Source organism: Bradyrhizobium sp. JHI2711, from assembly GCF_056156565.1.
This window is the reverse complement of record NZ_JBPZPT010000001.1, coordinates 1,293,172-1,319,148: the sequence shown is the minus strand read 5'-3', so window position 1 is coordinate 1,319,148 and position 25,977 is coordinate 1,293,172. Positions and strand designations below refer to the sequence as shown.

Annotated in this window: 31 protein-coding genes; 25 read left to right on the top strand and 6 right to left on the bottom strand. The window is 64.4% G+C overall.

Translation table 11 applies throughout. The annotated features are described in order from the left end of the window. The first annotated feature begins 79 nt into the window (after nucleotides 1–79). The 5 genes from ACTEK7_RS06420 (at nucleotide 80) to ACTEK7_RS06400 (ending at nucleotide 4,491) form a co-directional block, all read left to right on the top strand. Entirely contained in the window at nucleotides 80–1,969 is a 1,890-nt protein-coding gene (locus tag ACTEK7_RS06420; protein ID WP_225146563.1) for an ABC transporter permease, read from the top strand. After that, nucleotides 1,966–2,757: an ABC transporter ATP-binding protein gene (locus ACTEK7_RS06415; RefSeq protein WP_036001349.1), complete on the top strand. Its 792-nt coding sequence runs from the start codon at nucleotides 1,966–1,968 to the stop codon at nucleotides 2,755–2,757. The genes ACTEK7_RS06420 and ACTEK7_RS06415 overlap by 4 nt, the downstream gene beginning before the upstream one ends. Further along, nucleotides 2,754–3,458: an ABC transporter ATP-binding protein gene (locus tag ACTEK7_RS06410; RefSeq protein WP_057028850.1), complete on the top strand. Its 705-nt coding sequence runs from the start codon at nucleotides 2,754–2,756 to the stop codon at nucleotides 3,456–3,458. Before ACTEK7_RS06415 ends, ACTEK7_RS06410 begins: the two co-directional genes overlap by 4 nt. Before the next feature lie 24 nt (nucleotides 3,459–3,482). After that, nucleotides 3,483–3,938, top strand: a complete 456-nt coding sequence (locus ACTEK7_RS06405) for a MarR family winged helix-turn-helix transcriptional regulator (protein WP_036001344.1) — start codon at nucleotides 3,483–3,485, stop codon at nucleotides 3,936–3,938. 163 nt (nucleotides 3,939–4,101) lie between these two features. After that, entirely contained in the window at nucleotides 4,102–4,491 is a 390-nt protein-coding gene (locus ACTEK7_RS06400; protein ID WP_225146564.1) for a hypothetical protein, read from the top strand. A gap of 4 nt (nucleotides 4,492–4,495) precedes the next feature. Here the strand turns inward: ACTEK7_RS06400 and ACTEK7_RS06395 are convergent, their stop codons facing one another. Together ACTEK7_RS06395 and ACTEK7_RS06390 are read right to left on the bottom strand one after the other, a co-directional pair. Then, the gene (locus ACTEK7_RS06395) at nucleotides 4,496–5,197 is read right to left on the bottom strand and encodes a hypothetical protein (protein WP_225146565.1); all 702 of its coding nucleotides are present in this window, start codon (nucleotides 5,195–5,197) and stop codon (nucleotides 4,496–4,498) included. Between the two features lie 124 nt (nucleotides 5,198–5,321). Further along, nucleotides 5,322–6,518 (bottom strand): amidohydrolase family protein, encoded by a 1,197-nt coding sequence (locus ACTEK7_RS06390; protein WP_036001335.1) that lies wholly within the window; start codon nucleotides 6,516–6,518, stop codon nucleotides 5,322–5,324. A 157-nt stretch (nucleotides 6,519–6,675) separates the two neighbouring features. On the opposite strand from ACTEK7_RS06390, the gene ACTEK7_RS06385 reads away from it, so the two are divergent. From ACTEK7_RS06385 to ACTEK7_RS06350, 8 genes are all read left to right on the top strand, one after another. Then, the gene (locus tag ACTEK7_RS06385) at nucleotides 6,676–7,449 is read left to right on the top strand and encodes a ferredoxin--NADP reductase (RefSeq protein ID WP_036022348.1); all 774 of its coding nucleotides are present in this window, start codon (nucleotides 6,676–6,678) and stop codon (nucleotides 7,447–7,449) included. 189 nt (nucleotides 7,450–7,638) lie between these two features. Next, nucleotides 7,639–7,962, top strand: coding sequence for a hypothetical protein (locus tag ACTEK7_RS06380; protein ID WP_036001330.1), 324 nt, complete (start codon nucleotides 7,639–7,641; stop codon nucleotides 7,960–7,962). 101 nt (nucleotides 7,963–8,063) lie between these two features. Beyond that, nucleotides 8,064–9,335 carry a cytochrome P450 gene (locus tag ACTEK7_RS06375; protein WP_225146566.1) on the top strand — a complete coding sequence of 424 codons (1,272 nt, stop codon included), beginning with the start codon at nucleotides 8,064–8,066 and terminating at the stop codon, nucleotides 9,333–9,335. Nucleotides 9,336–9,483: 148 nt separating this feature from the next. Continuing rightward, complete coding sequence (locus tag ACTEK7_RS06370; protein ID WP_225133113.1) at nucleotides 9,484–9,669, top strand: hypothetical protein; 186 nt, start codon at nucleotides 9,484–9,486, stop codon at nucleotides 9,667–9,669. Between the two features lie 14 nt (nucleotides 9,670–9,683). Beyond that, complete coding sequence (locus ACTEK7_RS06365; RefSeq protein WP_036001325.1) at nucleotides 9,684–9,884, top strand: hypothetical protein; 201 nt, start codon at nucleotides 9,684–9,686, stop codon at nucleotides 9,882–9,884. Nucleotide 9,885: 1 nt separating this feature from the next. Further along, on the top strand, nucleotides 9,886–10,113 hold the full coding sequence (locus ACTEK7_RS06360; protein WP_036034382.1) for a hypothetical protein: 228 nt from the start codon (nucleotides 9,886–9,888) through the stop codon (nucleotides 10,111–10,113). 15 nt (nucleotides 10,114–10,128) lie between these two features. Then, nucleotides 10,129–10,392: a hypothetical protein gene (locus ACTEK7_RS06355; RefSeq protein WP_225146567.1), complete on the top strand. Its 264-nt coding sequence runs from the start codon at nucleotides 10,129–10,131 to the stop codon at nucleotides 10,390–10,392. A 24-nt stretch (nucleotides 10,393–10,416) separates the two neighbouring features. Beyond that, the gene (locus tag ACTEK7_RS06350; protein ID WP_036001316.1) at nucleotides 10,417–10,659 is read left to right on the top strand and encodes a hypothetical protein; all 243 of its coding nucleotides are present in this window, start codon (nucleotides 10,417–10,419) and stop codon (nucleotides 10,657–10,659) included. Between the two features lie 35 nt (nucleotides 10,660–10,694). Here ACTEK7_RS06350 and ACTEK7_RS06345 read toward each other — a convergent pair whose 3' ends face one another. Beyond that, nucleotides 10,695–11,945 carry a DUF763 domain-containing protein gene (locus ACTEK7_RS06345; RefSeq protein ID WP_225146568.1) on the bottom strand — a complete coding sequence of 417 codons (1,251 nt, stop codon included), beginning with the start codon at nucleotides 11,943–11,945 and terminating at the stop codon, nucleotides 10,695–10,697. A gap of 126 nt (nucleotides 11,946–12,071) precedes the next feature. On the opposite strand from ACTEK7_RS06345, the gene ACTEK7_RS06340 reads away from it, so the two are divergent. The 6 genes from ACTEK7_RS06340 (at nucleotide 12,072) to ACTEK7_RS06315 (ending at nucleotide 17,517) form a co-directional block, all read left to right on the top strand. Further along, nucleotides 12,072–13,214, top strand: coding sequence for a mechanosensitive ion channel family protein (locus ACTEK7_RS06340; RefSeq protein WP_225146569.1), 1,143 nt, complete (start codon nucleotides 12,072–12,074; stop codon nucleotides 13,212–13,214). A gap of 84 nt (nucleotides 13,215–13,298) precedes the next feature. Continuing rightward, nucleotides 13,299–14,009, top strand: a complete 711-nt coding sequence (locus ACTEK7_RS06335; protein WP_225146570.1) for a TetR/AcrR family transcriptional regulator — start codon at nucleotides 13,299–13,301, stop codon at nucleotides 14,007–14,009. A 31-nt stretch (nucleotides 14,010–14,040) separates the two neighbouring features. Next, nucleotides 14,041–14,925, top strand: coding sequence for an amidohydrolase family protein (locus ACTEK7_RS06330; protein WP_036034432.1), 885 nt, complete (start codon nucleotides 14,041–14,043; stop codon nucleotides 14,923–14,925). 80 nt (nucleotides 14,926–15,005) lie between these two features. Further along, complete coding sequence (locus tag ACTEK7_RS06325) at nucleotides 15,006–15,719, top strand: PIG-L deacetylase family protein (protein ID WP_225112171.1); 714 nt, start codon at nucleotides 15,006–15,008, stop codon at nucleotides 15,717–15,719. Next, a complete protein-coding gene (locus tag ACTEK7_RS06320; protein WP_225146571.1) occupies nucleotides 15,716–16,594 on the top strand; it encodes a substrate-binding domain-containing protein in 879 nt (292 codons plus the stop codon). Before ACTEK7_RS06325 ends, ACTEK7_RS06320 begins: the two co-directional genes overlap by 4 nt. Beyond that, the gene (locus ACTEK7_RS06315) at nucleotides 16,594–17,517 is read left to right on the top strand and encodes a DUF1932 domain-containing protein (RefSeq protein ID WP_225146572.1); all 924 of its coding nucleotides are present in this window, start codon (nucleotides 16,594–16,596) and stop codon (nucleotides 17,515–17,517) included. Before ACTEK7_RS06320 ends, ACTEK7_RS06315 begins: the two co-directional genes overlap by 1 nt. Here the strand turns inward: ACTEK7_RS06315 and ACTEK7_RS06310 are convergent, their stop codons facing one another. Next, nucleotides 17,518–17,841, bottom strand: a complete 324-nt coding sequence (locus ACTEK7_RS06310) for a hypothetical protein (RefSeq protein ID WP_085972019.1) — start codon at nucleotides 17,839–17,841, stop codon at nucleotides 17,518–17,520. 197 nt (nucleotides 17,842–18,038) lie between these two features. Next, on the bottom strand, nucleotides 18,039–19,274 hold the full coding sequence (locus ACTEK7_RS06305) for an amidohydrolase family protein (protein WP_225146573.1): 1,236 nt from the start codon (nucleotides 19,272–19,274) through the stop codon (nucleotides 18,039–18,041). A gap of 150 nt (nucleotides 19,275–19,424) precedes the next feature. Between ACTEK7_RS06305 and ACTEK7_RS06300 the strand changes: the two genes are divergently transcribed. Next, nucleotides 19,425–19,841 carry a nuclear transport factor 2 family protein gene (locus ACTEK7_RS06300; RefSeq protein WP_225146574.1) on the top strand — a complete coding sequence of 139 codons (417 nt, stop codon included), beginning with the start codon at nucleotides 19,425–19,427 and terminating at the stop codon, nucleotides 19,839–19,841. Here the strand turns inward: ACTEK7_RS06300 and ACTEK7_RS06295 are convergent. After that, nucleotides 19,838–20,596: a GntR family transcriptional regulator gene (locus ACTEK7_RS06295; protein WP_057028867.1), complete on the bottom strand. Its 759-nt coding sequence runs from the start codon at nucleotides 20,594–20,596 to the stop codon at nucleotides 19,838–19,840. The two genes, ACTEK7_RS06300 and ACTEK7_RS06295, sit on opposite strands and share 4 nt — an antisense overlap. 194 nt (nucleotides 20,597–20,790) lie before the next feature. Here ACTEK7_RS06295 and ACTEK7_RS06290 point away from each other — a divergent pair, with 194 nt between their 5' ends. The 5 genes from ACTEK7_RS06290 to ACTEK7_RS06270 all read left to right on the top strand — a co-directional run bounded on the left by ACTEK7_RS06290 (nucleotide 20,791) and on the right by ACTEK7_RS06270 (nucleotide 25,977). Continuing rightward, entirely contained in the window at nucleotides 20,791–21,648 is an 858-nt protein-coding gene (locus ACTEK7_RS06290) for an ABC transporter ATP-binding protein (protein ID WP_036001404.1), read from the top strand. Then, on the top strand, nucleotides 21,648–22,424 hold the full coding sequence (locus ACTEK7_RS06285) for an ABC transporter permease (RefSeq protein ID WP_036001283.1): 777 nt from the start codon (nucleotides 21,648–21,650) through the stop codon (nucleotides 22,422–22,424). The genes ACTEK7_RS06290 and ACTEK7_RS06285 overlap by 1 nt, the downstream gene beginning before the upstream one ends. Before the next feature lie 39 nt (nucleotides 22,425–22,463). Continuing rightward, nucleotides 22,464–23,489 carry an ABC transporter substrate-binding protein gene (locus tag ACTEK7_RS06280; RefSeq protein WP_036034362.1) on the top strand — a complete coding sequence of 342 codons (1,026 nt, stop codon included), beginning with the start codon at nucleotides 22,464–22,466 and terminating at the stop codon, nucleotides 23,487–23,489. A gap of 16 nt (nucleotides 23,490–23,505) precedes the next feature. Further along, nucleotides 23,506–24,939, top strand: coding sequence for an amidohydrolase family protein (locus ACTEK7_RS06275; protein WP_225146575.1), 1,434 nt, complete (start codon nucleotides 23,506–23,508; stop codon nucleotides 24,937–24,939). Between the two features lie 129 nt (nucleotides 24,940–25,068). After that, the gene (locus tag ACTEK7_RS06270) at nucleotides 25,069–25,977 is read left to right on the top strand and encodes an amino acid ABC transporter substrate-binding protein (protein ID WP_057028871.1); all 909 of its coding nucleotides are present in this window, start codon (nucleotides 25,069–25,071) and stop codon (nucleotides 25,975–25,977) included.

Here is a 25,977-nt window from a genome sequence, read left to right as displayed (position 1 = left end):
CTCACCCGAATTGCTCCGCAATTCGACCTCTCCCCGCAAGAGCGGGGAGAGGTGACTTCAAACCCAACCCGGACCGCCGATGGCCTTTTACGTCGTACAGTTTCTGACCGGTCTCGCCAGCGCAGCGTCGCTGTTTCTGGTGGCCTCGGGCCTGTCGATCATCTTCGGCGTGACCCGGATCGTGAATTTCGCGCATGGCGCCTTCTACATGATCGGCGCCTACATCGCCTTCACGCTGACCGAGCGCTTGTCCGGCGCGTTCGGCTTCTGGGGCGGCATCGTGCTGGCCGCGTTCGCGGTGGCGCTGATCGGCGTCATCGTCGAGATGGTGCTGCTCCGGCGCATCTATCATGCGCCCGAGCTGTTTCAGCTGCTCGCGACCTTCGGCCTGACCTTGATGGTCGAGGATCTCGTCGTGCTGATCTGGGGGCCCGACGATCTCGTCGGCCGCCGCGCGCCGGGCTTCAGGGGCGCGATCGATTTCTTCGGCCAGAACATTCCGAGCTACGACCTGTTCCTGATCGTGCTCGGTCCCGTCGTGCTCGGCATTCTCTGGCTGCTGTTCCAGCGCACGCGCTGGGGCGTCTTGGTGCGCGCGGCGACGCAGGATCGCGACATGGTAGCCGCGCTCGGCGTCAACCAAAAGTGGCTGTTCACGTCGGTGTTCGCTGTCGGTGTCTTCCTGGCAGCGCTCGGCGGCGCGCTCCAGATCCCGCGCGATGCCGTGCACCACGCCATGGACCTGCGCATCATCGTCGAAGTCTTCGTCGTGGTGGTGATCGGTGGCCTCGGCAGCATCGTCGGCGCTTTCGTCGCGGCGGTGCTGGTCTCCGAGCTGAATGCCTTCGGCATCCTGATCTTCCCGAAGATCTCCATCATCCTTGTATTCCTGGTGATGGCCGTGGTGCTGATCGTGCGTCCCTGGGGCCTGTTCGGCAAGCCGGAGGCGGCCGCGCGCAAGACGCCGGGTCTCACCGTCAATCCCTGGCGGCCGCTGACCTCGAACGAGCGGCTGATGGCGCTTGCGGCGCTGATCGTCGCGGCCATGCTGCCGCTGTTCGCCGGCAGCTATCTGCTGACCGTAGGCTCGGAGATCGCGATCTTCGTGATCTTCGCCGTCAGCCTGCACTTCCTGATGTCGGTCGGCGGCCTGGCATCGTTCGGGCACGCCGCCTATTTCGGCCTCGGCGCCTATGGCATCGCCTTCCTCGCCAAGATGGCGGGACTGCCGATGATCGTCTGCCTCCTGCTCGGGCCGCTGCTCGGCTGCATGGGCGCGGCCGTGTTCGGCTTCTTCGCGGTGCAGCTCTCCGGCGTCTATTTCGCGATGCTGACGCTCGCCTTCGCGCAGATCGTCTGGTCGATCGCGTTCCAGTGGGTGGACGTGACCGGCGGCGACAACGGCATTCTCGGCCTCTGGCCATCGAGCTGGGTGGCAAGTCCGTCGCGCTTCTATTGGCTTTCGCTCGGCGTCGCGGCGCTGGTGACTGTCGCGCTGCGGGCCATGGTGTTCTCGCCGTTCGGCTACGCGCTTCGTGCCACGCGCGACTCGGTTCTGCGCAGCGAAGCCATCGGCATCGATGCCAAGCGCATCCAGTGGACCGCCTTCGTGATCGCCGGCACGACCGCCGGCATCGGCGGTGCGCTGTTTGCCTACCTGAAGGGCAGCGTGTTCCCCGACAATCTCGGCATCTCGCTCTCGGTCGACGCGCTGGTCATGGTGCTGCTCGGCGGCGTCGAGACGGTGTCGGGCGCGGTGATCGGCGCCATCGTCTACAAGGCTTTGAACATCTGGCTGGTGAGCCAGACCGATCTGTCGAAGCTCGTGCTTGGCGGCTTCATCATGCTGATCGTCGTCGTCTTCCCCAAGGGCATCGTCGGCACGCTGGAGATGCTGGCGCAGCGCCGCAAGAAAGCATCGCCGCCGGGATCACCTTTGCTCGCCAAGCCGATCGAGTCTGCCGAATGAGCGTCGCACCTCCACTTCTCGCGGTCGAAGGCCTGACCAAATCCTATGGTGGCATCCATGCCGTGCGCGGCGTCTCGTTCTCGCTGCGGGCCGGCGAGATCCTGGCGCTGATCGGACCGAACGGCGCGGGAAAGAGCACCTGCTTCGACATGCTCAACGGCCAGAACATGCCTGATAGCGGCCACGTCCGCCTGCTCGGCGAGGAGATCACCGGCCGGAAGCCGCGTGAGGTCTGGCGGCTCGGCGTCGGCCGCACATTCCAGATCACCGCGACCTTTGCCACCATGACCGTGCGCGAGAACGTGCAGGTCGCGCTGATCTCGCACGGCAAGCAGCTGTTCAATCTGTTCGGCTCGGCGCCGAAGTTCGACCGCGACGAGGCCGGCCGCCTGCTCGAGCTGGTCGGCATGGGCGGCTATGCGGACCGGCCCTGCGGCGAGCTTGCCTATGGCGATCTCAAGCGGCTCGAGCTTGCGGTTGCGCTCGCCAATCAGCCCAAGCTGCTGCTGATGGACGAGCCGACGGCCGGAATGGCACCGCGCGAGCGCGTCGAATTGATGCGGCTGACCGCGCGCATTGCCCGGGAAAAATCCATCGGCGTTCTCTTCACCGAGCACGACATGGACGTGGTGTTCGAGCATGCCGACCGCATCCTCGTGCTCAACCGCGGGACGTTGATCGCGGAGGGCTCGCCGGCGGAAGTGCGCGGCAATCCCCAGGTGCAGGCGGTCTATCTCGGCGAGGGCCTTGTCTACGATGCCCGGCACCGCGAGGGAGCCTCCACATGAAGCTCACGGTGCAAGACCTCAACAGCCATTATGGTCCGGCGCATATCCTGTTCGACATCGGCTTCGAGGTCGGCGAGGGCGAGGTGGTGGCACTGCTGGGACGCAACGGCGCCGGCAAGTCGACCACGTTCCGCTCGATCGTCGGCCTCGTCGCGCAGCGCTCCGGCCGCATCACGTTCGAGGGCAAGGACGTCTCGACGAAGCCGACGCACGAGATCGTGCGCGAGGGCCTCGGCTACGTGCCGGAGGAGCGTCGCATCTTCACGGACCTGACCGTCGAGGAAAACCTCGAAGTCGGCCGCCAGCCGAAGCGTCCGAACGCGCCGCACTGGACGCGCGAAAAGCTGTTCGCGCTGTTTCCTAACCTCGGCGAGATGAAGAACCGCCCGGGCGGACGAATGAGCGGCGGCGAGCAGCAGATGCTCACCATCGCGCGCACGCTGATGGGCAATCCCTCGCTGGTGCTGCTGGACGAGCCGTCGGAGGGCCTGTCGCCGAAGATCGTGGAGCAGATGGTCGACGCCATCCTGACCATGAAGAAGGAAGGCGTCAGCATCGTCGTCTCCGAGCAAAATCTGCATTTCGCGCGGCTGATTTCGGATCGCGCCTACATCATCGAGCGCGGCCGCATCTGCTTCGGCGGCACCATGGCCGAGCTCGACGCGCGCCCGGATATCCGCGACGCGCATCTGTCGTTGTGAGGCAAGGGGAAGGGCTGCGAACGGATGGCGAGAAGCGTTGCGGCAAAGAAAAGTGTCAAACCGGCGAAACCGCCTTACGTGCTCGACGAACAGGTCGGCTTCATCCTGCGCCAGGTCTGGCAGCGCCACAGCTCGATCTTCGCCCGCGACATCGGCACCAATCTGACGCCGACGCAATGGGCGGCGCTGTCGAAACTGGCCGAGACCGGGCCGTGCTCGCAGAACCAGCTCGGGCGCCTGACGGCGATGGACGTCGCGACCATCAAGGGCGTGATCGATCGTCTCACCGCGCGCGGCCTCACCGAGACGAGCCAGGATCCCGAGGACGGCCGCCGCCTGCTGGTGAGCCTGACCCGCGCCGGACAGCAGCTTGCCGAAAAGCTGGCGCCGAACGCGCTGGCGATCACCCGCGAGACGCTGGCGCCGCTCGAGGCGAAAGAGCGCGAGACGCTGATGATGCTGCTGAACAAGCTCAGGTGAAGGTTTCGTAGGGCGGGCAAAGCGAAGCGTGCCCGCCATCCTTTCTCGAGTCGCAAAAATCGTGGGCACGGCACTTCGCGCCGTTTGACCACCCTACGGCAGTTGAACAAGGTGCCGGAACTGGCGACTAACCTTGATGAAGGGTTTATCGAGGTTTTTGGTCATGAGAGTTGCGACGCGCTTTGCGGTTGTCTTGAGTTTTGCTGCCGTGCTCGTCGGCGAAAGCGCTCCCGCCTTGGCGGCGCAGCCTTACGAAGGCTTCTGGGCCTCGACCAAAAAGGACTGTCGCGACGACGACAGTCCCAACCGCATGAGCATCGAGGGCGGCAATCGCCTGTACTGGTATGAGACGCGGTGCCGCGCCAGCCAGATCACGGCCGACGGAAGGCTCGGCTGGAAAATGAAGCTCGCCTGCGAAGGCGAGGGGGAAAAATTTCGCTCCAATCCTCGCGTCTCTGTCGCTGCGGATGGCAGGCTGGTGATGGACAACGGTCCGGTTGGGCGGGCCAAGCGCCAGACCTATGTGCGCTGTGAGATTGCGAAGAAGCGCTGATCTCTTACGTCTTTCCCGGCCATTTGGCGCGGTAGCGGATTTCGCTGCCGTCACCAAGCCGCCGCCACGTTCCGAATTCCGGCGTATGCGGCGCCCGGGCCGTCAAATCGATCGGATAGATCCGGCTCGGCTGGCCCTGGATGGTGATGGCGAGCTGCCGGTGCGAGGTTCGAAACGCCAGCTCGACTTCGCCGGCGATAACCGCCTGGTCACCATCGCGATAGAACGCGGCCGGACTGACTTCGCCCGGCATGGTGTTGATGTCGGTTTGCAGTTCGATGGTGATGTCCTGCGCCGATGTCGGCACCGTTACTCCCGCCGGAAAGCGGACCTCGAACACGAGCAGGGGATTGGCGCCGTTGCGGTTGAGCCAGGGCGTTGCGGTCGCGTATGCGTGCGCAATGTAGGCGCCGATGCCGGCGGTGCAGAGCAGGGCGACGATGCCGAGCGACTTCAAGCTGTTCCGCGCGACGCCGCCGACGCCAGCGTCCTGCCCTGCATTTTTGCCTGAACGCGTCACGAGCCAATTGGCGAGGACCGCGCCGGCGATTGCACCGGTGGGCGAGTAGACGAACAGTCCCAGCAGACCCGATGTGATCGGGTCCGCACGGTTGCCGACATCGAGCAGAGAAAACAGCACAAAGATCGCGATATAGCCCGCCACCGCGCCAGCGACGCCCACGGCTATCCGTGATGGGTCCTTCATGTTTGCCTCGATGGTCGAACAATGAATTGCCGCCGCCGAGGGCTGCCTGCGTTAGACGCAACAGGCTTGCGACTTGTTCAATGCCTTCGAGGGACGGTGCGAGCGGCGGGCCGCTCCGGCTGCATCACTTCGCCACCACCTCCGGCACCTTGCCGGCGGGCGGCGTGTTGCGGCTGCGCTGGGTGCGGACGATGCCGTCGATGATGGTCATTCCGATGCCGGGGAGATCGCCGAGCTGAACGCTCTCCAGGATGTTCTTGCCCGGCGAGTGCTGGGCCTTGTCCATGATGACGAAGTCGGCGGAGCGGCCGACCTCGATCAGGCCGCAGTCGAGCTGGCGCATCCGGGCGGTGTTGCCGGTGGCAAGGCAGAATGCGATCTCGGCCGGGAGGTCGCCGAGCGAGGACAGCATCGAGACCATGCGCAGAATGCCGAGCGGCTGCACGCCGGAGCCGGCGGGCGCGTCGGTACCAAGGATGACGCGATGCAGGTCGCCCATCTCGCGGGCGGTGCGCAGCGTGAACAGGGCCGAGCGCTCATTGCCGTTGTGCACGAGCTCGAGGCCGCGCTTGCAGCCCTCGCAGATGCAGCGGATCTGGTCGTCGGGCAGAGCAGTGTGGCCGCCGTTGATGTGGCCGACCACGTCGGTGTCGGCCTCAAGCACCACGTCCTTGTCGATCAGGCCGGAGCCGGGGATCGACGGGCCGCCGGTGTGGATGGTGCTCTGGATACCGTATTTGCGCGCCCAGCCGACCATCTTCCGCGCGGTCGGGCCGTCCTTGACGCCGCCGAGGCCGACCTCGCCGAGCAGCTTGACGCCGTTGGCCGCCATCTCCTTGAAGTCCTCTTCCACCATCTCGCATTCGATCACCGGCGCGCCGGCGTGAACCTTCACGCCGCCGGGGCGCAAGGTCCAGAACGCGCGCTGGGCGAACACGGCCATGGCCTTGAGGCCGACGACGTCGCGGGGTCGGCCAGGCATGTGCACCTCGCCGGCGGAGATCATGGTGGTGACGCCGCCGTGCAGATAGCTGTCGATCCAGTTGATCTGGTTCTGCCGCGGCGTCCAGTCGCCGGCGACAGGGTGGACGTGGCTGTCGATCAGGCCCGGCGCCACCGTGGTGCCGTTGGCGTCGACGATGGTGGTGGCGCCTTCGGTATTGACCTCCTTGAAGCGGCCGATCGCGCTGATCTTGCCGTTCTCGGCGACGATGGTGTCGCCGTCCAGGATCGGCTTTTCCAAAGCGCCGGACAGGATCAGGCCGATATTGCGGATCACCAGCTTCGAGGGTCCGGTGGCCTGGGGTGCGTCATGCGCCATGGAAGGGGCTCCTTATTCCTAACTGCAACGCTTCCGATCTTGGGCAGCCTTGACCGCGGGATCAAGCCGGATTATTCATTAGTATACGAATGATCGTGTACAAACGACGCATAGCTGCCGGCCTCGGAACCGCAATCGACGCGACAGGGAAGGTGAGATGAGCAATTTCAATCAAGAAAGCGTTTTGAGCGTCCACCACTGGACCGATACGCTCTTCTCCTTCAAGACCACCCGCAACCCGACCTTCCGCTTCCGTAACGGCGAATTCACCATGATCGGGCTCAAGGTCGGCGAGAAGCCGCTGCTGCGGGCTTACAGCGTCGCCAGCGCCAATTACGAGGACACGCTGGAATTCTTCTCGATCAAGGTGCCAGACGGACCGCTGACCTCGCGCCTCCAACATCTGAAGGAAGGCGACGAGATCATCGTCAGCCGCAAGGCCACCGGCACACTGGTGATCGACAATCTGGAAGAGGGACGTAACCTCTACCTGATCGGCACCGGCACGGGCCTTGCGCCGTTCCTGAGCGTGATCAAGGATCCCGAGACCTATGAGCGGTTCGAGAAGGTGGTGCTGCTGCACGGCTGCCGGCACGTCAAGGAACTCGCCTATGGCGAGATGATCACCGAGCATTTGCCGAAGGACGAATTGCTCGGCGAGTACATCCAGAACCAGCTGATCTACTATCCGACCGTGACGCGCGATCCCTTCCGCAATCGCGGCCGCATCACCGATCTCATCACCTCAGGCAAGCTGTTCGCCGATATCGGCCTGCCGGTGCTGGAAGCCGCCCATGACCGCGTCATGATCTGCGGCAGCCCGGCCCTTGTGGCGGACACCCGCGTCCTCCTGGGCGAGCGCGGCTTCGTCGAGGGCAATCACGGCGAGCCTGCCCAGTTCGTGGTCGAGAAGGCCTTCGCCGAGCGCTGAAGCGTTTTCGAGCGAAGTGAATACCGGTTCGCGTCAAGAAGACGCGCCAAAATAAGAATCTAAGCCCCGTTGCGGGGCTCCAGATCCGGAATTTCTGCGCGAGAAGATCGCATTTTCGCCACCGCCGGGGCGTTGCGGCGCCGATTCGGCGCACGATACTATGTGGGACCGAATCAGCGGAGTTCCCACATGGTTGCGGACAGCGACAGCAACATCGCCTGGCACCGGGTTCAGTTGAAGAAGAACCGCGCCGAGCTGAAGGCGCTGGAGACCGCGCGCTTCACGATGGGCGAGATCGCCACCTCGAAGCGCAACGGCCAGACGCAGAAGACGATCGCGGAACTCAAGCGCAAGATCGCACAGTCCGAGCGCGCCATCGCCGATCACGACAAACGGACGCGCCGTCCACTCGCAACCGACCTGCAGAGCCTCAGCAATGGCAGCTGGAGCCATTGGGACGCCTACACCCAACAGCAGCGCAAGAGCGGCCAGCGCTCCTCCGGGCGCGGATAGCCGCGGCTCGCCACGCCCGCGGCCGACGAGCAGACGCGCCCTTGCGCCGGCCGCGCCGCGCACCATCTCGGTGATACGCCACCAATCGTTCCGATGATCCCATGACAGTGCGCCTCGATTTCACCAGCGAGGCCTTCTTTCGCGATCCGCCCAAGGCGATCGCGAAATTGCGCATGTCCGCACCCGTGGTCGCGACGCGGTTTCCCATCATCGGCAATGTCTGGATCACCACGACCCATGACGCCACCGCGCAGGTCCTGAAGGACGGCGCGACCTTCACCTTGCGCAAGGAGGATGGCGATATCGCGGGCTTGCGCTGGTGGATGCCGAGATTCGTCAGGACCATCGCCAACAACATGCTGACGATGGACGAGCCGGATCACACGCGGCTGCGCAGCATCGTCGACGAAGCGTTTCGCCGCCGCGCGATCGTTGCGATGGAGCCGCGCATCCGGGCCATCGCTGACGGTCTGGCCGACGAGCTGTTCGCGCAAGGATCCCCGGCCGATCTGGTCCAGCGCTATGCGCGCATCCTGCCGCTCGCGGTGATCTCGGAGCTGCTCGGCCTGCCGCTCGCAGATCGTCCAAAGTTCATCGCCTGGGCCAACGCGGTATCCTCGCTGACGAATGTCGTCAGCTTCTTCCGCCTGCTGTTCGCGGTGCGCAAGATGCGCGCCTACCTCGAGCAGCAGTTGCAGATCGCGCGTGTCCAGGGCGGCGAGGGCCTGATTGCCGAGCTGATTCAGGTCGAGCGCGAAGGCGGCCAGATCACGCCGGATGAAATGGTCTCGATGGTGTTTCTGTTGCTCGGGGCGGGATCGGAAACCACCACCCATCTCATCAGCGGTTCCATCTACGAGCTGCTCAGGAATCCCGAGCTGCGCGACTGGCTGGAACAGGATTGGAGCCGCGTCGGGCTCGCGGTCGAGGAGTTTCTGCGCTTCGTCTCGCCCGTGCAATTCTCCAAGCCACGCTACGTGCGGCGCGATGTCGAGGTCGAGGGCGTGCGCCTGAAGAAGGGCGATCGCGTCATGGTGATGCTCGCCGCTGCGAACATGGATCCCGCGGTACATGATCGTCCCGAGACCCTCGATCTCGAACGCAAGCCGAACCGCCATATCTCATTCGGCACGGGAATCCACTTCTGCCTCGGCCATCAGCTCGCGCGCATCGAGGCGGCCTGCGCGCTGGAGGCGCTGTTCGTGCGTTGGCCGAAATTGAGTCTTGCCGTCGATGCCGCTGAAATCCGCTGGCGCAGGCGGCCGGGCTTGCGCGCGATCGCGAAGCTTCCCGTCACGGCAGAGGGCCGCGGAACAGAGACGCCTGCACGCAGCGGAACGAGGCACGATCGTTCCCTCACCGCGGCGAACTGACGTCGGCGGCGCGCTTTCGGAAAATCTTTGCCTGTTGTGATCGGCCAGGAACGGTGTGCCGTTCGTGCTGTTGTCATCCCGACATGGCGCGCAGGGGAGTTCCTTGGGGCCCATGTCGCAGATCGACGTCTTAACGGGAGACAAGATCATGGCCAGCAAGATGCCACCTGTTCCACCGGACAATCAGAGCCGCAAGGGAACCGGCGATCGCAAGCAAATGTCCGCCGATCAGATGCCACACGGTCAGGAGCGTGTACAGAATCCGGATCAGCAGGGAGAGCAGGGCAACATCAGGCAGAACACGACCAACCAAGGCTATCAGCAAGATCGCTGAGGAGGACGACATTCATGTCGACATCCACGAAGACACCGAACAGCATTCGACAGGGCGGACCCGGCGCCTCGCATGAGAACGCGAAGGCACCGCTTCAGGTGAAGAAGCCGCCGGCGGACGATCCGCAGCGCAGCCACAGCCGGGTTTCCGGCGGCGGTGGCGAGCGCGATTCCCATCACACGCACGACGAGGCCGGAAAGGGCGGAGGCAGGTGACATGGCCAACAAGCAACCCAAGCTGTACGCGCCGACCGAGAAGGACCTGCATGACAACCCCCTGATCGGCGGATCCAAGGGCGCGAACAGGGCAGGCGTTTCGCCTGACGACCTCGAGGACGTCTTGGGCGAGAACACGATCGAAGGCGACGTCGAAAACGACGTGAACGCCGGTGGCGGTATCGACAAGGATGTCGCGCGGAGCGGTTCGCCTCGAAGAGGCCGGTAAGATTGGAGGCCCACAATGCAGGGCAAGAAGACTCACGAACAGCAAGTGCGCATCCTCGAGCGGAAGCCAGATGTTCCGGATGCGCGAGAACTCGAGCAGGCCGCCGGTCATAACCCGCAAGATACGCGCGTCCATCGTGCCAACCCCGAAGCTCGTCATAGCGAGTTTTCGGTGAGCCGCGGCGGCCTCAACCAGGAAAGCGATCACAACAAGCACAACGATCCCGGCCAGAGCGGCCACAAGCCGCCCAAACCGACGGCGGCACAACAGAAGCACTAAATCATCGGAAGAGAGGAGAGACTGATGCCTGGTGGGCATGGCAGCAAGACGCACTTCAGATCGGGCATGCATGGCAAGGGCGACGGCACCGGCGCATTGACCGACGTGCCGAAGGAGATGATCGGCGACAACATGGTCCTGTCCAACCGAGACAAGAAACAGCATTCGGACATTCGCGGCATGGACGGCAAGTCCATTCAGACCGAACAATATCAGGACCACGCAGCAAACCGGCTCGATGAGAAGCCGGAGGCCGACGAGACCTGAGAGGGCGTTCCTTCCGCCAACTTGCGGACCGGTGTTCAGCCGGTCCGCTTTTTTGTGGGCGCAAGGTCCCGCTCCCAGCCGAACACCGAACGGCCATCGAGCTCCGGTGAGGCCGCACGCTCGCCGGCGATGAAAGCATCGACTGAGGGGCCGCGCGCGGTCCTCTCCAACCGCCGTGCCTGGTCGTCGAGGCGTTTGATCGCCTGCATCTCCTCGTCGCGTCCGAGCTTCGCGTTTCGGATCGCGCCCTTCAGCACCCGGATGGTCTCGTCATAGACCTTGATCGGAACGGGGTAGGGATGCCGGTCCTTGCCGCCATGGGCGAGCGAGAAACGGGCGGGGTCGGTGAAGCGATAGGGCGCGCCGTGCACGACCTCAGCGACCATGGCTAGCGAGCGCACGGTGCGCGCGCCGACGCCCGGCGTCAGCAGCAGCTCCGGGAAATCGACCGGGCCGCGCTCGGCTGCGGCGGCGAGCGTGCCGTGCAGGCGGCGCGCGAACACGTCCTTCGGCCGCACATCATGATGCGCAGGCATGATCAGATGCGGCAGCATGCCTTGCGCCGGCGTGGACGGGGTCCCCGTGAGCCGCTCGAATTCGGAGACGATGCGATCCGGACCGAGGTCGGAGAGCAGCTCGAGCTGTGCCGTCCGAGATAGATCGGCGCGATGATCGGTGAGATTGACGATCTCCCCCTGCTGCGGCCCGTCGATTGCGCTGTGCGGTGTATCGACAAAGCTCTTCAGTGCCTCGGAGTGCCAGTGATAGCGCCGCGCCTGCCGCTTGTCGCCGTTCATGCCCTGCTGCACCACCGTCCATTTGCCCTCAGTGGTGACGAAGAAGCCGTGCAGGTAAAGGTCAAAGCCGTCCTGGACCGCGGCGCTGTCGACCTTGGCGACCAGACGGCTGGCCCGGGTCAGCTTGACGCCGTCGAATCCGACGCGGTCGCCGAGCTGCAACAGCTCGTCCGGCGTCTTGCGCGAATGCTGACCGCGACCGCCGCAGACGTAAATCCCGAGCTCGTCCTGGAGCGGTCCGAGCCCGCGCTTCAGCGCGCCGATCACGGAGGTGGTGATGCCGGAGGAGTGCCAGTCCATTCCCATCACCGCGCCAAACGACTGGAACCAGAATGGATGCGACAGGCGCTGTAGAAATGCGTCGCGGCCGTAATGATGCACGATCGCCTGGGTGACGATCGCCCCGAGCGAGGACATGCGACTTGCCAGCCAGGGCGGAACCCGCCCGGTGTGAAGAGGAAGATCGGCGCTGCCGGTTCGTCGAGTCATGGCGACAAGCCTAGCGCAGCTCAGCGACGGTTGCACCTGCGGGATGCTGCATTGCACGGGGCGGGGGAGCGAAGCCGGCCGGGATGCGTTGTGCGGGTTGCGTGAATGCAATGATGGGGACGATCCATGGATTGGCAGGCTCTGACGGCCGATATCGACAGGATGTTCGGCTGGATACCGTCATGGTTCATCGGCCTCACCCTGGTTGCCGGCGCGATCCTTCTTGCCCTGCTCGTCTACCGGGTTGCCACATGGCTTCTCAACCGCGCTTTCGGAACGCGGCTTCCGCTCTTGAGCGTGTTCATCGAGCGCACGGCAGGCCCCGCGCAAATGGCGCTTTGCCTTGCCGCCGTCGCAATGGTGCTGCCGCTGGCGCCGCTCGACGATACGATCCGCACCCCCCTGACGCGGCTGTTCGTCGTGGCCTTCATCGCGCTGATCGGCTGGATCTCGATCCGGATCGTCGACATGAGCGCGGCGCGCTACTTGCAGAACTTTCGCGATGTCACCGAGAATTTCGTCGCGCGCAAGCACGTCACGCAGGTGCGCGTGTTCAAGCGCGTCGCCGACACCATCATCGTCATCATCACGGTCTCCGCCGCGCTGATGACGTTCGACTCCGTGAAGCAATACGGAGTCAGCCTGTTCGCCTCCGCAGGTGCTGCCGGTATCATCGTCGGCCTTGCCGCGCGCCCGCTGCTGAGCAATTTGATCGCCGGCCTGCAGATCGCGATCACCCAGCCGATCCGCATCGAGGATGCCGTGATCATCGAGAACGAATGGGGCTGGATCGAGGACATCGCCTCGACCTATGTCGTGATCCGGCTGTGGGATTGGCGCCGCATGGTGGTGCCGCTGTCTTACTTCATCGAAAAGCCGTTCCAGAACTGGACGCGCGACACCGCATCCCTCATCGGCGTCGTCGCGCTGCATGTCGACTATCGCGCCGACGTCCCGCGCATCCGACGCTGGCTGGAGGAGGCGGTGAAGCAGTCGAAGCTGTGGGACGGGGAGGTGGTGAATCTCCAGGTGATCGATGCCGATTCGCGCACCATCGAGCTTCGGGCGCTGGTCAGTGCCAGGAACGCACCGCAGTCGTGGGACCTGCGCTGCGAGATCAGGGAGAAGCTCATCGCCTTCATCCGCGACGAGATGCCGGAGGCGCTGCCGCGCGACCGCGCCATCCTGATCCCGTCGGGAGACGGAGAGGGCGATCTCGGACTGCGTCCCGCACCGCCGGAGAAGATGCGGGCGAGCGCCAGTCACTGAACGGCGCTTACGCGCCTGCGTCGTCCCGCCATTGCCACGTTTTTGTTGACGAGACCTGATCTTTTGTACGATAGTACAAATCTCATGGTACGCAAGCCCACCAGCAAGGAAGCGGCCCGCAAGCCGAACATGCGCGAGGCGATCCTCGCCGCCGCGGAGGAGCTGTTCGCCACCAACGGCTTCAATGCCGTATCGGTGCGCGACATTGCGCAAGCTGCCGGGGCAAATCCGGGCAGCGTGACCTATCATTTCAAGACCAAGGACGGTTTGCTGCTGGAGATCTACCGGCGTCATTGCGGGCCGATGAATCTGCGCCGTTCCGAGCTGCTCGCGGCCGCAAAGCGCGTGCGCGATCTCCAGGACCGGCTGGAGGCGATCGTTCGGGCCTATGTGGTGCCGGCCTTCACCTCGGGCAGCGATCTCGCCGGCGGCGGGGCGCGTTTCACGCGGCTGCGCGCGGTGATGTCGGCGGAAGGTAACGAGGTCGCGCGAAAGATCATCGCGCAGACCTTCGACGACACCAGCCACGCCTTCATCGACGCGGTGCACGAGAGCCTGCCGCACATTCCGCGCACGGACATCGTCTGGCGCAGCCATTTCCTGCTCGGCGCACTCTATTATTCACTGGTGACGCCGGAACGCGTGTCGCGCCTGTCGCGCGGCGAGGCCGACGGCAGCGATGCCGCTTGCGCCATCGAACAATTGGTGCAGGCCACCGTCGCGGCTTTCCAGGCGCCGGCGCTGGATAAGGCCGCGCCGGCGCGGCGGCGGCCCGTCGTCGCCGGCAAGGCGTGAAGCAAGAAATCTCGCCTCGGCGGTTCACCTCATGACGATGATGTACACGCCGACCATTCCACCGCCCGACCCGAACACGCGCACGCCGAAGTTCAGGCTGCCGAAGCTGTCGTGTGACGCGCATTGCCACATCTTCGGGCCCGGCGCGAAATACCCTTACGCGCCGGAGCGTTCCTACACGCCGCCGGATGCGCCGCTGGAGGATTTTCGCATCCTGCATGCCAAGCTCGGCGTGGAGCGCGCCGTCATCGTCAATGCCAGCGTGCACGGCACCGACAACAGGGTGGCGCTCGATGCGATCGCTGAGAGCAATGGCGCCTACCGCGCGGTCGCCAACATCGATGGCGCCGTCACCGAGCGCGACCTGCGCGTGCTGCATGAGGGCGGTTTTCGCGGCTGCCGTTTCAATTTCGTCCGCCATCTCGGCGGCGTCCCCGACAAGCGCGTGTTCGACCGCATCGTCGCGATGGTCACGCCGCTCGGCTGGCACATCGATCTGCATTTCGATGCGATCGATCTGCCCGAATATGCCGACATGCTGACAAGGCTGCCCCTGACCTACACCATCGACCATATGGGCCGGGTGAAGGCGGCAGACGGGCTCGACCAGTTGCCGTTCAGAATCCTGATCGAGCTGATGCAGCGCGATGACAAGTGCTGGGTGAAGATCTGCGGCTCGGAGCGGGTGTCCTCTATCGGTCCGCCGTTCACCGATGCGGTGCCGTTCGCGCGAAAGATCGTCGAGACCGCGCCGGATCGCGTCATCTGGGGTACGGACTGGCCGCATCCCAACGTCAAGGTGATGCCGAATGACGGCGATCTCGTCGATCTGATTCCGCTGTTCGCGCCGGAGCCGGCGGTGCAGACGAAGATTTTGGTCGACAATCCCGCGCGCCTGTTCGGCTTCGAGGCGTGACGACGTCATCGCGACCGGCACGCTGCGCGGACATGCGTTGCGGGCGCCGGCGGATGCATACCAAGGAAAAGGAGTAGCCCATGAAAACAGGCCTCGTCGTCACAGCCCATCCCGGCGATTTCGTCTGGCGCGCCGGCGGCGCCATCGCGCTGCACGCGAGGAAGGGCTATCGGATGAAGATCGTGTGCCTGTCCTTCGGGGAGCGCGGCGAGAGCCAGTTCGCCTGGAAGGAGCAGGGCGCGACGCTGGAATCGGTCAAGGCCGGCCGCAAGGACGAAGCGGAGCGGGCAGCCAGGCTGCTGGGTGCCGAAATCGAGTTCTTCGATTGCGGTGACTATCCGCTGAAGCTCACCGAGGCGCATTTCGACCGCATGGTGGACATCTACCGCGAGCTCAATCCGAGCTTCGTCCTGACGCATGCGCTGGAAGACCCCTATAATTTCGACCATCCGAACGCGGCGCATTTCGCGCAGGAGACGCGTGTGGTCGCGCAGGCCATGGGCCACAAGCCCGGCGCGCAGTACAAATATTCGGCCCCGCCGGTGTTCCTGTTCGAGCCGCATCAGCCCGAGCAGTGTAACTACAAGCCCGACACCATTCTCAAGATCGACGAGGTCTGGAAGGAGAAATACGAGGCGTTCCAGATTCTCGCCGCGCAAAAACATCTCTGGGGCTATTACGAGCGCGTCGCGCTCAACCGCGGCATCCAGGGCAGCCGCAACACCGGCGTGCCCATGACCTATGGCGAGGCCTATCAGCGCCTGTTCCCGACGGTTGCGGACGAGCTGGCATGACGCCGGTCCGCAACATCAAGCTGAAGGCCGTGCTCGGCAGTCACCACCATGTGCAGGCGGTGAAGAGCGGGGCGCTCCGTTCCGACCTGTTCGATCTCGATTTCATCGAATACACGCCGACCAACACGGCGTTCAAGCCGATGGTGCGCGAGCAGGCCTTCGACGTCTGCGAGATGGCGATCGTCACCTATCTGATGGCGAAAGCGCACGGCAAGCCGCTGGTGCTGCTGCCGGCGACCATGCTCGGCCGCTTCCAGCATTCCTACGCTCTCTATAATCCCGCGCATGGGACGCTCGGGCCCACTGATCTCGAAGGCAAGCGCGTCGGTATCCGCTCCTTCACGACCACGACGGGCGCCTGGATCAGGGGCATCCTCGCCAACGATTGCGGCGTCGATCTCGACAGGATCCGCTGGATCACCTTCGAGGATCCGCACGTCGCCGAATATGTCGACACCACGGAGCGCGCGCCGAAGGACAAGAAGATCCTGCAGATGCTGCGCGACGGCGAGCTCGATGCCGTCCTCGGCGAGACCTCCGATGATCCCAAGCTGAAGCCGCTGTTTCCCGATCCGGCCGCAGAAGCCTCCAGATGGTATTCGCGGCGCGGCGTGGTCCCGATCAACCATCTCGTGGTCGTGACCGAGAGCCTGGCGAAATCGCGCCCCGACGTGGTCGCCGGCGTCTATGATCTGCTCAAGCGCAACAAGGCCCAGACGGGAGCGACGGCAACGCCGGACCTCGTTCCGTATGGGATCGAGGCCAACAGAAAACCGCTCGAGCTGATCATCGACTACGCATTCCAGCAGGCGCTGATTCCGCGCCGCTATACGGTCGATGAGCTCTTCGACGAGACGACACGAGGGCTGAACTGATGGCAGGTGATCCCAGGCGCTGGCAGATCGGGTTGGTCGGCTATGGCGAGGTCGGCAGGATACTGGCTGAGGATTTGCGCCAGCAGGACATCAAAGTCTCAGCCTACGATATCAAGCTCGGAGGCGAGCAGGGTGTGCCGCTGCAGGAGCATGCGGCGAAATTCGCTGTCGCTCTTGCGACCTCTCACGCCGAGCTGACCGCGAAATCCGACTTCATCATCTCCGCCGTCACGGCGAGCCAGGCCGTGCCGGTCGCAGAGGCCTGTGCGACGGCGATCAACCAGGGCACCTGGTTTCTCGATTTCAACTCGGCCTCTCCCGGCGCCAAGCAGCGCGCGGCGGCGCTGATCGACGGTGCCGCCGGGCGTTATGTCGAGGGCGCGGTGATGACCTCGGTGCCGCCTTATCGCATCAAGGTGCCTTTGCTGCTCGGCGGACCCGGCGCGAGGGAGCTCGAGCCGCTGCTGAATGCGATCGGTTTCGTGGCCAAGGTTGCCAGCGACAAGCTCGGCGTGTCCTCCGCGGTGAAGATGTGCCGCAGCATCATGATCAAGGGCCTTGAGGCCATGGCCATCGAGAGCTTCACGACGGCGCGTGCCTATGGCGTCGAGGATGCGGTGCTGGCGTCGCTTGCGGAAACGTTCCCCGGCATCGATTGGGAGGAGCTGGGCGCCTATTGCTTCCAGCGCGTGATCGAGCACGGCCGCCGCCGGGCCGAGGAGGTGCGCGAGGTTGCCGAGACCGTGCGCGAGGCGGGGCTGACGCCGTGGTCGGCGCAAGGCACGGCCGAGCGGCAGGCCTGGATGGCCGATCTCGCCGATGAGGGGCTGTTCGGGTTGAGAGGCAGCGGGGAGTTCGCCCGCAGTGCGGACTGGCGCACCGAGGCGGACCGGATCCTGGCGAAGATCAATCGGACGAAATAGTCAGCTCAGGACCGGGTCGCTGGCTTCGAAGCTCCCGACCTGGTCACGCGCGCGTTCGATGAGGTCGATCAGATTGCGGGATTTACGGACGAGCTGCTCGGTGGCCGGCTGGGTGCGGAACTCCGCCAGCACGGCGCGAACGCACTTGCTGGCGGCATCGAGCGTCCAGAGCGTACGGTTCACGTCGGCCTGCGTCTGGATGGCCGAGATATCGAGACCCGAGAGAACGTGGCCGATGCCGTCCAGCCGCTTCACCGCCGTATCGGTCGGCGTTCGGGCCTGGACGGAATCATCAATGCTGCTGAAGGCGCTGAACAGACTCATACTTCCCCACTGAACGCAGATGATCAGTGCACGTCGTAGTTATGACGAGCATGGTCTGCCTCGCAATGCGTTGGGCTACGGTCCGGGATTCTACCGAACTCGGGTGGGCGCCAATCGGCGGTAAAATCGAACTGCCGTGGCCCCGCGGCCGATCAGGTTGTGCGCGCGATGCCCGAAATATCGGCCGCGAAACGCGCTCAGCTCTTGAACAGGGTCGGCCGCGGCCGTGCAAATGTCTGCCGGCCGCGCTTGAAGCCCATCAGGACGTCGGGCAGCTCGGCGATGGCGAATCGGCTGTCCTTGGTATCGAGCACGATCAGATCGGCGGGATTGCCGACCTCGATGCCGTAGTCGGCAAGGTTCATCAGCCGGGCCGGCAGCTCGGTCACGAGGTCCAGGCAGGTATCGAAGTCGCGGACCGAGGCGTGCGCGACGTTGGCGTAGAAGTTCGCCATCCGCAGCAGCGAGGCATCGCCGAACGGCGTGAAGGGATTGAGCACGTTGTTGGTCGCGACCGAGCAGAGCACGCCGTCGCCGGCAAGCTTGTGGGCCAGGGTCAGCCCGCGCGGCGCGTTGTGCGTGGCCTCGCGCCCCATCAGATAGAGATCGGTCGCGGGCAGGACGGTGACCGCAACGCCTGACCTTGCCAGTTGCGCAGTGGCCGCCTTCATCCGTTCGGGGGGCAAGGCCGACAGTTTCGTGGCATGGCCGATCGCGACGCGTCCGCTGTAGTTGCGCCGCTCGGTCTGGCGGCAGACCTCGTCGAGATGCCACCAGGAGGGATCGAGATCGAAATCGAGATGGAGATCGACGTCGATGTCGAATTCCTCAGCGAGATCGAAGATGCGCGCGAGATGGGCATTCGGGTCGGTGTCTATGTAGGGACAGCCGCCAATGACCTCGCCGCCTTCGCGCAGCGCCTGGATCAGCAGCTCCTCGGCTCCGGGATCGTTGGTGAGGCCTTCCTGCGGGAAGACGCAGAGCTCGAGATCGATCGCCCAGGCGTAATCGCGCTTCAGCGCCTTGACCGCCTCGTAGCCGCGGAGGCCGATGCGGGGGTCGATCTCGACATGCGTCCGCATGCGCGTCGTGCCGTTGACGATGGCGCGTTCGAGCACTCTGGCGCCGCGCGCGTAGACGTCCTCGATTGTGAAATCCTTCTTCATCCCGGCGACGGCGCGGATCGCCTCCGAGACGCTGCCGTGATCGTGGCCGCAGCGGCCGAGCAGGCAGGCCTTGTCGAGATGGATGTGGGTGTCGACGAAGCCGGGCAGGGCGAGGAGGCCGTCAACGTCGACCTCGGCGGCCTCGCAGGCCAGCTTTGGCGCGATCGCGGCGATGCGGCCGTCCTTCACCCCGATATCGACCGGTGCGGCGGAAGAGCGCAACAGCGCGTTGCGGAAGATCAGGTCGAAAGCGGCTTGGGTGGTCATGGCGTTGGATTCAGCTGCGGCAGCCTAGCCGAAGCCATCGGAGCGGGCAGCTCCAGATTGTGTGCAGTGCTGAGGCCGTATTGTCTAAAAAATGTGCATGCACTTTGAGGCCCGGATTGTAAAATAGCGGCGTCCCAAGAGAACCCCGCGATGTCTATTCCCGCAAAAGCCGAAAGCCCGATGACCGACGCCGAGATTGTCGAAGCCTATCTCACCGCTTCGATGATACCGGATCCCGACGCCGCTGCGGCCTATATGAAGCCGGGCACGGTGATCACGTTCACCGGCGGGCGCGCGTTCGACCATCCGCGCGGGCCGACCGGCTTCAACGCGAAACGCTATCGCTGGGTCAAGAAGAAGATGGACCGGTTCGACGTCTGCCCGGGCACGGACGAGACCGTCGTCTACAGCGTCGGCACGCTCTATGGCGAATGGATGGACGGCACGCCGTTCGAGGGCAACCGCTATGTCGATCGCTTCGTCGTGAGGGACGGGCAGATCGTGAAGATGGATGTCTGGAACGACAGCGCCGAGCGCATCCTCGTCCAGCGCGGCATCGAGGCCTAACTCCGTCGAGCCAGCTTCGGCAGCTTGATCACCCGATTGCTCGTCACCTCGTCCGCATAGGGTGCGAGGATGTCGAGCAGATCGCGGCCACGCTGCGGAGTGGGAGCGACCAGCGCACGATTGGCCACCGAATCCAGGTGATGATGCATCAATTCCATCACCTTGGCCGCATCGCCCTTGGCAAGCGCCGCGATGATGGCGCGGTGCTCGTTGATGGCGCATTCGGTGGAATGCGGCCGGCTGTACAGCGACAGCGTCAGGCAGCAGCGATAGGCGACCTCGCTGACATAGCGCACCAGAATCGGGCTGTTCGTCATATGGGCGAGCAGAATGTGGAATTCGGTCGCGAGTCGGATCGACACCGCATCCGTGCCGCCGCGGGCGCGATCCTCGGCATCGACATGGGCGTTCAGCTCGGCGATCTGCGCCTTGGTCAGCTTGCCCGCGAGCTGGCGCACGACGAGGCGTTCGAGCTCGATGCGGATGTCGAAGGCATCGCGCGCCTCCTGCCAGCTCGGCGTCGCCACCACGGCGATCCGGTTGCGGCGGAGCTCGACCAGGCCTTCGGCGGCGAGTTGACCTAGCGCATGGCGGGCAATGGTGCGGCTGACGCCGAAACGTTCGCCGAGCGCATCTTCCGGCAGCTTGGCGCCGGGCTCTAGCGCCTGCTCGATGATGGCGCGCCGGAGCGCGCGGCAGATTACGCTGACCTTGTCCGACGATTCAGAAGTCTTGCTGCTGGCGCGCGCCGCCATCGGCGAATCCCATGGGAGTGACATCTCTCTTTAGCACAGGCTCGCGCCGATTCAGCGCTCCAATTGCATGCAGTTTGGCCTCCGGACTGCCTAAATCGAATCCGGCGGTTTGGCTCGGATTTCGGCTAGGCCTTTGATTTCGCGGGGCTCGATCGCTGGCATCCAGCTTGCATGCACTTTTTTCCGTGATGCGCATGCAACCCAACGCCCAGTTCGACGGCCAGCCCGTTCCCGAAGGCTCTGCGACGATCGCCATCGAGCTGTCGGAGGCCTCGGTGACCTTCGGGCGCGGCGACCGCGCCGTGCCTGCTTTGTCGAAGACCACGCTCAAGATCGCCGACGGCGAGTTTGTCGCATTGGTCGGCCCGTCCGGATGCGGCAAATCGACCATATTGCGTCTCGTCAGCGGCCTGGTGCAGCCGACCAGCGGCGTCGTCATCGTCGGCGGCCGCGAGGTGGCGGCCCGGGCGATGCGGGTCGGCATGGCCTTTCAGAACCCGACCATGCTGCCGTGGATGACGATCGAGCGGAACATCATGCTGCCGCTGAAGATCGTCGAGCCGTTCCGCTCGAAGTTCCGCAAGCTGCGCAAGACCGAATTCCGCGACAAGGCCAATGCGCTGCTGGAGCAGGTCGGCCTCAAAGGGTTTGGCAACCGCTATCCCTGGCAGCTCTCCGGCGGCATGCTCCAGCGCGCCAATCTCTGCCGCGCGTTGATCCACGAGCCGCGCATGCTGCTGCTCGACGAGCCCTTCGGCGCGCTCGACCAGTTCACCCGCGAGGAGCTATGGGCGATCCTCCAGAATCTCTGGATGACGCACAAGCCAACCGTGCTGCTGGTGACGCACGATCTGCGCGAGGCCGGTTTTCTCGCCAGTCGTATCTGCGTGATGAGCGCGCGCCCCGGCCGCATCCTCGACGACAGCCGCGTGGAATTCGCGCGGCCGCGCACGGTAGCGATGACGTTCGAGCCGGATTTCGTCGCGCTGAACCAGAAGCTGCGCGCCTTCATCGAGGATGCGCGCAGCGCCGCTGAGCAGGGGGCAGGCTGATGTTCGGGATCGATGTCAGGCAGAAAGCGTGGTCGGCGGGGCTGATTGTGCTGTTCTTCGTCGCCTGGGAGCTGTTCTGCCTGATGACCGGCATGTCCGATCTGGTGCTGCCGCGGCCCTCGCAGGTCTTCGTGACGCTGGTCCAGCGCTTCCCGGTGCTGTGGCCGCACATCGTGCAGACGCTCGCCACCACCATGCTCGGCTTCGTGCTTGGCGTCGCGCTCGGCGTCGCCCTCGGCGCGATCATCGGCGTGTCGAAGACGGCCTACGACACTTGCTATCCGCTGCTGATCGGCTTCTCCTCGATCCCCAAGGTCGCGGTGGTGCCGATCTTCGTGCTGTGGTTCGGCTCCGGCACGGTGCCGGCGGTGCTGACTGCGCTGTCGATCTGCTTCTTCCCGATCGTGGTCAATATCGCGACGGGACTTGCCACCACGGAGCCCGAGCTCGAGGACGTCTTGAAGGCGCTCGGCGCCAGCAAGCTCGATATCCTCTGGAATGTCGGTCTTCCGCGCACCATGCCGTTCTTCTTTGCTTCGCTGAAGGTCGCGATCTCCTACGCCTTCGTCGGCGCGGTGCTGTCGGAGACGGTCGCCTCCAACCGCGGCATCGGCAACGTCATGATGACCGCGTCCTCCAATTTCAACGTGCCGCTGGTGTTCGCGGGCTTGTTCGTGCTCGCTGGGCTCGGTGTCGCGCTCTACGTCGTGTTCTCGCTGATCGAAGGACAGGTCACCGGCTGGGCCACGCGCAAGAACGACGTGATCGCCACCTGATTTCTTGAACCGTCACGCAACGAAGCTGAGGAGGTCTCGATGTTGAGGAAGTTAACCGCCGCGCTGCTTGGATTGGCGCTATCCGCAGGCGCCGCCACCGCGCAGGAGACCACGATCAAGTTCACGCTAGGCTGGAAAACCCAGGGCAGCGACGCTGCCTTCTTCTATGCCAAGGACAACGGCTTCTTCAAAGAGGAAGGCCTCAACGTCGTCATCGATCAGGGCGAGGGCTCCGGCGCCACCGTCACGCGCGTGATGTCGGGCGCCTATGACGCCGGCTTCGGCGACGTCAACGCCATCATCCAGAACGCCTCGACCAAGCCGCAGGAGGCGCCCGTCATGGTCTACATGATGTGGAACCAGCCGCCGTTCGCCATCGTCGCCAAGAAGAGCAGCGGCATCAACACCATCAAGGATTTCGAAGGCCGCACGCTCGGCGGTGCGCAGGGCACGCCGACGACGCGCCTGTTGCCGGTGTTCACGCGCAAGAATAGTCTCGACGGTGAGAAGATCAAGATCTCCAACATGGCGCCGAACCTGCAGGAGCCGATGCTGATCAAGGGCGACATCGATGCGGCCCTCGTCTTCAACATCACCAGCTATTTCAATCTGGTGCTCAACCGCCAGGATCCGGACAAGGACTTCAAATGGTTCTCCTTCGGTGAATATGGCCTCGATCTCTATTCCAACGGCGTGATGGTCTCCCGCAAGCTGATCGCCTCGAATCCGAAGGCCGTCGCGGGCCTGGTGCGCGCCATCAACAAGGGTGCGATCGCGATCGCCAAGGACCAGAATGCCGGCATGAAGGCGGCGCTGAACTACGACAATCTCATCAACGCCGAGGTGGAGAAGCGCCGGCTGCAATATTCCTTCGAGAAGCTGATCGTCTCGCCGGAGATGAAGGAGATCGGCATCGGCGACATCAAGGACGACCGGATGACGCGCGCGATCGGCATCGTGGTCGAGGGCTATCAGCTCGCCCGTGCGCCGACGCCGGCGGAGGTGTTCTCGCGCGAATTCCTGCCGCCGCGCGCGGAGCGGGAGCTGGTGTACACTGCCAACTGAACTTGGAGGAACAGCCATGGCCACGGAGGTCTCGGCAACCAGCCTGTTCCGTGGCCCTGACCGTGGCGTCAGCGAGAACGTCGTGCTGCGGCACGACGAGGGCGTCATCACCGAAATCTCGGGAGGAGCGGGGCCGGCGCCTCGCTCCTTCGTCATCCCTGCCTTCGTCAACGCCCATGATCATGCCCGTGCCACGGCGTCGTCCTTCGGTGCGGTCGGCATGCCCCTGGAAAGCTGGATTTTGCGAACCGCGCTGGGCTCGCCGGTCGATCCTTATCTGACCGCCGTCTCGGCATTGGCCCGTTCCGCCAAGGCGGGCTGCGCGGCGATGATGGTCCATTACACGCGCCCGAGCGGGACGATGCCGCTGGTGGACGAGGCCAAGGCCATTGCGAAAGCCGCATCCGACGTCGGCATCCGCATCGCGTTTGCATTGGCGGTGCGCGACCAGAATCCCATCGTCTACGGTGATGCCGCGCCCGTGCTTTCGGGGCTTCCCGGGGACGATCGTAAGACGATCGAGGATCTCTTCGTTCGCGCGCCGATGTCGCCGAAGGCCTATATCGAGCTGACCGATGCGATTGCCGCAGCCATCGCCGGACCGATGGTCGACGTGCAGCTCGGACCCGCCGGCGTGCAATGGTGTTCGAAGCCGCTGCTGGAGGCCGTGGCGGAGAACTCTGCACGGACCGGCCGCCGCATTCACATGCATCTGTTGGAAACAGTTTATCAGCGCGCCTGGGCCGACCAGCACTTTCCGGACATGGTGCGCTGGCTTCGCGACGTCGGCTTTCTCTCCGAGCGGCTGACGCTGGCGCATTGCATTCACGCCCGTCCCGAAGAGCTCGAGATGATCGCGGCCTCCGGCGCTCGCATCGTCACCAATTTCAGCTCGAACATGCATCTGCGTTCGGGCCTCGCCCCGATCGCCGCCGCGCACAGATGCGGCTGCGCCATTGCCGTCGGCGTCGACGGCCTGGCGCTGGACGAGGATGACGACATCCTGCGCGAGATGCGGCTGGTGCAGATGGTCCACGGCGGCCTCGGCTTCAAGGCGACATGGACGCCGGCCGAGATGTTTTCGCTCGCCATCCGCAACGGACGCCATGCGACCGGGGCGCCCGGGAATGGTGAGCTCGCGGCGGGCAATCCCGCCGACTACGTCGTGATCGATCTTGACCGGCTGGATCGAGACCAGATCATGTCGGTTGACCCGATGGCGCTGCTGTTCGCGCGCGGCAATGCGTCGCTGGTGAAGGAGGTGGTCGTCGCCGGCAGGACGATCGCGCGGGACGGGGTCTGCGCAGGCGTCGACCTGCCGGCTGTCGAGCAGGAATTGCGGGCGATGTATCGCGCCAATGTCGGCAAGCTCGACAGCTTCCGGCGGATGTGGCCGTCCCTGTCGGATCGGTTGAGCGGCTGGTTCGAGCAGCAGCTGACGTGCCAGTGAAGCAGCGTCCGTTTGGCCAGTATTGAAAAGCGCGATAGCTGGTAGTCGCTGTCCCGTCTGGCGGACGCTGCATGTGTCGGTTATCACCCCCCTCGCGATAAGGCCGACGACCCCATTGAGGAGCAACTGATGCGTCTACCCGTTCTTTTCCTTGCCCTGACAAGTCTTGCAGGCGCGGCGTCAGCCGAAGACCTCGCGGGCACGCTCCAGAAGATCAAGGAGACCAAGAAGATCACGCTGGGCTATCAGGAGGCCTCCGTCCCATTCAGCTATCTCGACGGCAACCAGAAGCCGGTCGGCTTTGCCATGGACATCTGCCTCCGTATCGTCGAAGCCGTGAAGAAGCAGCTCGGCATATCAGACATTTCGGTCGAGACTGTCGCGGTGACGTCCTCGAACCGGATTCCTTTGATGGTCAACGGCACGCTCGACCTGCATTGCTCGGCGACCACCAACAATGCCGACCGCCAGAAGCAGGTCGCGTTCACCAACACGCACTTCCTCAGCGCGACGCGGTTCGCGGCCAGGAAGGCGGCGAGCATCAAGACCATCGACGATCTCAAGGGCAAGGCGGTCACGGCGGTCGCGGGATCTGTGAACCTGACGCAGCTCGCCAAGGTCAATACCGAGCGCAATCTCGGCATCAACATCATGCCGGCCAAGGACCAGGCCGAGGCGTTCCTGCTGCTGGAGACCGACCGCGCCCAGGCCTATGCGCTCGACGACGTCCAGCTCGCGGTCGCGATCGCGCGGTCGAAGGAGCCGCAAGCTTACATGATCAGCGAAGAAGCGTTCTCCAAGCCCGAGCCCTACGGCATCATGCTGCGGCGGGAGGATGCGCCGTTCAAGGCGCTCGCCGATCGCGCCACCGCGGAGCTTTATGCCACCCCCGAGATCGAGGCGCTCTACAAGAAGTGGCTGCAATCGCCGACGCCGCCGAACGGCCTCAACTACAACGTCCCGATGTCATCAGCCTTGCGCAACGCCTTCAAGAAACCGAGCTCGAGCGCCGATCCTGACGTCTATGTGGTGAACTGA

Coding starts and splice junctions, on each gene's coding strand:
- ACTEK7_RS06420 (WP_225146563.1), top strand. CDS start 80: ATGGCCTTTTACGTCGTACAGTTTCTGACCGGTCTCGCCAGCGCAGCG.
- ACTEK7_RS06415 (WP_036001349.1), top strand. CDS start 1,966: ATGAGCGTCGCACCTCCACTTCTCGCGGTCGAAGGCCTGACCAAATCC.
- ACTEK7_RS06410 (WP_057028850.1), top strand. CDS start 2,754: ATGAAGCTCACGGTGCAAGACCTCAACAGCCATTATGGTCCGGCGCAT.
- ACTEK7_RS06405 (WP_036001344.1), top strand. CDS start 3,483: ATGGCGAGAAGCGTTGCGGCAAAGAAAAGTGTCAAACCGGCGAAACCG.
- ACTEK7_RS06400 (WP_225146564.1), top strand. CDS start 4,102: ATGAGAGTTGCGACGCGCTTTGCGGTTGTCTTGAGTTTTGCTGCCGTG.
- ACTEK7_RS06395 (WP_225146565.1), bottom strand. CDS start 5,197: ATGAAGGACCCATCACGGATAGCCGTGGGCGTCGCTGGCGCGGTGGCG.
- ACTEK7_RS06390 (WP_036001335.1), bottom strand. CDS start 6,518: ATGGCGCATGACGCACCCCAGGCCACCGGACCCTCGAAGCTGGTGATC.
- ACTEK7_RS06385 (WP_036022348.1), top strand. CDS start 6,676: ATGAGCAATTTCAATCAAGAAAGCGTTTTGAGCGTCCACCACTGGACC.
- ACTEK7_RS06380 (WP_036001330.1), top strand. CDS start 7,639: ATGGTTGCGGACAGCGACAGCAACATCGCCTGGCACCGGGTTCAGTTG.
- ACTEK7_RS06375 (WP_225146566.1), top strand. CDS start 8,064: ATGACAGTGCGCCTCGATTTCACCAGCGAGGCCTTCTTTCGCGATCCG.
- ACTEK7_RS06370 (WP_225133113.1), top strand. CDS start 9,484: ATGGCCAGCAAGATGCCACCTGTTCCACCGGACAATCAGAGCCGCAAG.
- ACTEK7_RS06365 (WP_036001325.1), top strand. CDS start 9,684: ATGTCGACATCCACGAAGACACCGAACAGCATTCGACAGGGCGGACCC.
- ACTEK7_RS06360 (WP_036034382.1), top strand. CDS start 9,886: ATGGCCAACAAGCAACCCAAGCTGTACGCGCCGACCGAGAAGGACCTG.
- ACTEK7_RS06355 (WP_225146567.1), top strand. CDS start 10,129: ATGCAGGGCAAGAAGACTCACGAACAGCAAGTGCGCATCCTCGAGCGG.
- ACTEK7_RS06350 (WP_036001316.1), top strand. CDS start 10,417: ATGCCTGGTGGGCATGGCAGCAAGACGCACTTCAGATCGGGCATGCAT.
- ACTEK7_RS06345 (WP_225146568.1), bottom strand. CDS start 11,945: ATGACTCGACGAACCGGCAGCGCCGATCTTCCTCTTCACACCGGGCGG.
- ACTEK7_RS06340 (WP_225146569.1), top strand. CDS start 12,072: ATGGATTGGCAGGCTCTGACGGCCGATATCGACAGGATGTTCGGCTGG.
- ACTEK7_RS06335 (WP_225146570.1), top strand. CDS start 13,299: ATGGTACGCAAGCCCACCAGCAAGGAAGCGGCCCGCAAGCCGAACATG.
- ACTEK7_RS06330 (WP_036034432.1), top strand. CDS start 14,041: ATGACGATGATGTACACGCCGACCATTCCACCGCCCGACCCGAACACG.
- ACTEK7_RS06325 (WP_225112171.1), top strand. CDS start 15,006: ATGAAAACAGGCCTCGTCGTCACAGCCCATCCCGGCGATTTCGTCTGG.
- ACTEK7_RS06320 (WP_225146571.1), top strand. CDS start 15,716: ATGACGCCGGTCCGCAACATCAAGCTGAAGGCCGTGCTCGGCAGTCAC.
- ACTEK7_RS06315 (WP_225146572.1), top strand. CDS start 16,594: ATGGCAGGTGATCCCAGGCGCTGGCAGATCGGGTTGGTCGGCTATGGC.
- ACTEK7_RS06310 (WP_085972019.1), bottom strand. CDS start 17,841: ATGAGTCTGTTCAGCGCCTTCAGCAGCATTGATGATTCCGTCCAGGCC.
- ACTEK7_RS06305 (WP_225146573.1), bottom strand. CDS start 19,274: ATGACCACCCAAGCCGCTTTCGACCTGATCTTCCGCAACGCGCTGTTG.
- ACTEK7_RS06300 (WP_225146574.1), top strand. CDS start 19,425: ATGTCTATTCCCGCAAAAGCCGAAAGCCCGATGACCGACGCCGAGATT.
- ACTEK7_RS06295 (WP_057028867.1), bottom strand. CDS start 20,596: ATGGCGGCGCGCGCCAGCAGCAAGACTTCTGAATCGTCGGACAAGGTC.
- ACTEK7_RS06290 (WP_036001404.1), top strand. CDS start 20,791: ATGCAACCCAACGCCCAGTTCGACGGCCAGCCCGTTCCCGAAGGCTCT.
- ACTEK7_RS06285 (WP_036001283.1), top strand. CDS start 21,648: ATGTTCGGGATCGATGTCAGGCAGAAAGCGTGGTCGGCGGGGCTGATT.
- ACTEK7_RS06280 (WP_036034362.1), top strand. CDS start 22,464: ATGTTGAGGAAGTTAACCGCCGCGCTGCTTGGATTGGCGCTATCCGCA.
- ACTEK7_RS06275 (WP_225146575.1), top strand. CDS start 23,506: ATGGCCACGGAGGTCTCGGCAACCAGCCTGTTCCGTGGCCCTGACCGT.
- ACTEK7_RS06270 (WP_057028871.1), top strand. CDS start 25,069: ATGCGTCTACCCGTTCTTTTCCTTGCCCTGACAAGTCTTGCAGGCGCG.